Genomic DNA, 1,777 nt, shown 5'->3' with positions numbered 1-1,777 from the left:
ACCGCGCCGGACGTCGCCGAGGCCCTCGCCGGGCTGCGCGCCCTGCCCGGCGGCGACCGGCTCGTCGGCATCCGGCACCAGGTCCAGGGCGAACCCGACCCCGAGTGGCTGCTGCGGCCGGACGTGCTCCGCGGACTCCGGGCCGTCGCCGACGCCGGCCTCGTCTACGACCTCCTCGTGGTGCCGGCCCAACTCCCCGTCGCGGCACGGGCCGCGGCACTCGTGCCCCAGCTCGCCTTCGTGCTCGACCACGCGGGCAAACCCCCGGTCGCGCGGCGCCTTACGCATCCGTGGGCCGACGACCTGCGGGCGCTGGCCGCCCTGCCCAACACCGTCTGCAAACTCTCCGGCCTGGTCACCGAGGCGGACCCGCGCTCCTGGACGCTGGAGGACCTGCGCCCGTACGCCGACACGGTGATCGACGCCTTCGGGCCGAGCCGGCTGATGTTCGGCTCGGACTGGCCGGTGTGCCTGCCCGCCGCCCCGTACGCCGTCGTCGTCGACGCGGCACGGGAGCTGACCGGCCGTCTCGGCGAGGAGGGGAGGCGGGCGGTGCTCGCGGAGACCGCCTGCCGCGTCTACGGGCTGCGCACGGCCTGACCCGCCGGCGGCGCGGCCCGGCAGGCACTCGCCGGAGCGCTGCGGCAGGCTGGTGTCATGCCCGAACTCCCGGAAGTCGAAGCCCTGCGGGACTTCCTCGTCGACCACCTTGTCGGCAAGGAGATCGCCCGCGTCCTGCCCCTCGCGATCAGCGTCCTGAAGACGTACGACCCGCCGCTCACCGCGCTCCAGGGCACCACCGTCACCGCCGTGGACCGGCACGGCAAGTTCCTCGACATCACGGCCGCGGACCTCCACCTGGTCGTCCACCTCGCCCGGGCCGGCTGGCTCCAGTGGAAGGACGGCTTCCCGGCGACCCCGCCACGGCCGGGCAAGGGGCCGCTGGCCCTGCGTACGGTCCTCACCGGAGGCGACGGCTTCGACCTGACCGAGATGGGCACCACCAAGCGCCTCGCCGTCCACCTGGTGCACGACCCGGTGGACATTCCCGGCGTGGCCCGCCTCGGCCCGGATCCCCTGGCCGACTCCTTCGACCGTGAGGCGCTCGCCCGGATCCTCGGCGGGGCGCGCCGGCAGGTCAAGGGGGCCCTGAGGGACCAGTCGCTGATCGCGGGCGTCGGCAACGCGTACAGCGACGAGATCCTGCACGTCGCGAAGATGTCGCCCTTCAAGCTCACCACCCGTCTCGACGACGAGGACATCACCCGTCTCCACACCGCTCTGCGGACCACCCTGCGGGAGGCCGTGGAACGCTCCCGGGGTGTCGCGGCCGGAAAGCTCAAGGCGGAGAAGAAGAGCGGCATGCGCGTCCACGGCCGGGCCGGGCAGCCCTGCCCCGTGTGCGGTGACACCGTCCTTGAGGTGTCGTTCAGCGACTCCTCCCTGCAGTACTGCCCCACCTGCCAGACCGGTGGCAAGCCTCTCGCCGACCGCCGGATGTCACGGCTGCTCAAGTAGCGGAGCGGGTCACCGTCGCCAGCCACCGGCCGCCCGCCGCGCGCACCTCGAAGTGGTCGATGTCCGCCATCCGCAGGGCCGCTCCTCCCCGTAGCGTCACCCGCCGCCCGTCGTCCGCGCCCGCCGACCACGTGCTCACCGTCTCCTCGCTCCCGTCCCGCCCCACCGCCACCAGGGCGCACACCGACGGCACCGGGACCCGCGCCGCCACCTCCAGCCCGACGTCGGTACCCCACTCCCGCGGGCCCGTCGTCACCAC

The 1,777-nt window shown here is 74.2% G+C and carries 2 protein-coding genes and 1 pseudogene; 2 read left to right on the top strand and 1 reads right to left on the bottom strand.

The genetic code is table 11. The features are described from left to right. Positions 1-600 (top strand): amidohydrolase family protein (locus ABZ371_RS32350; RefSeq protein ID WP_358686454.1); only part of this gene is annotated, 600 nt, incomplete at its 5' end. Positions 601-657: 57 nt separating this feature from the next. Beyond that, the gene (locus ABZ371_RS32345) at positions 658-1,518 is read left to right on the top strand and encodes a DNA-formamidopyrimidine glycosylase family protein (protein ID WP_358686451.1); all 861 of its coding nucleotides are present in this window, start codon (positions 658-660) and stop codon (positions 1,516-1,518) included. Here ABZ371_RS32345 and ABZ371_RS32340 read toward each other — a convergent pair. Beyond that, positions 1,511-1,777: pseudogene (locus ABZ371_RS32340) on the bottom strand (hypothetical protein); the annotation flags it as partial. The gene ABZ371_RS32345 and the pseudogene ABZ371_RS32340 overlap by 8 nt on opposite strands.

The organism is Streptomyces sp. NPDC005899 (genome assembly GCF_040629645.1).
GTDB lineage: Bacteria > Actinomycetota > Actinomycetes > Streptomycetales > Streptomycetaceae > Streptomyces.
The sequence above is the reverse complement of the archived record's forward strand: the minus strand, read 5'-3'. Positions and strand labels throughout refer to the sequence as shown.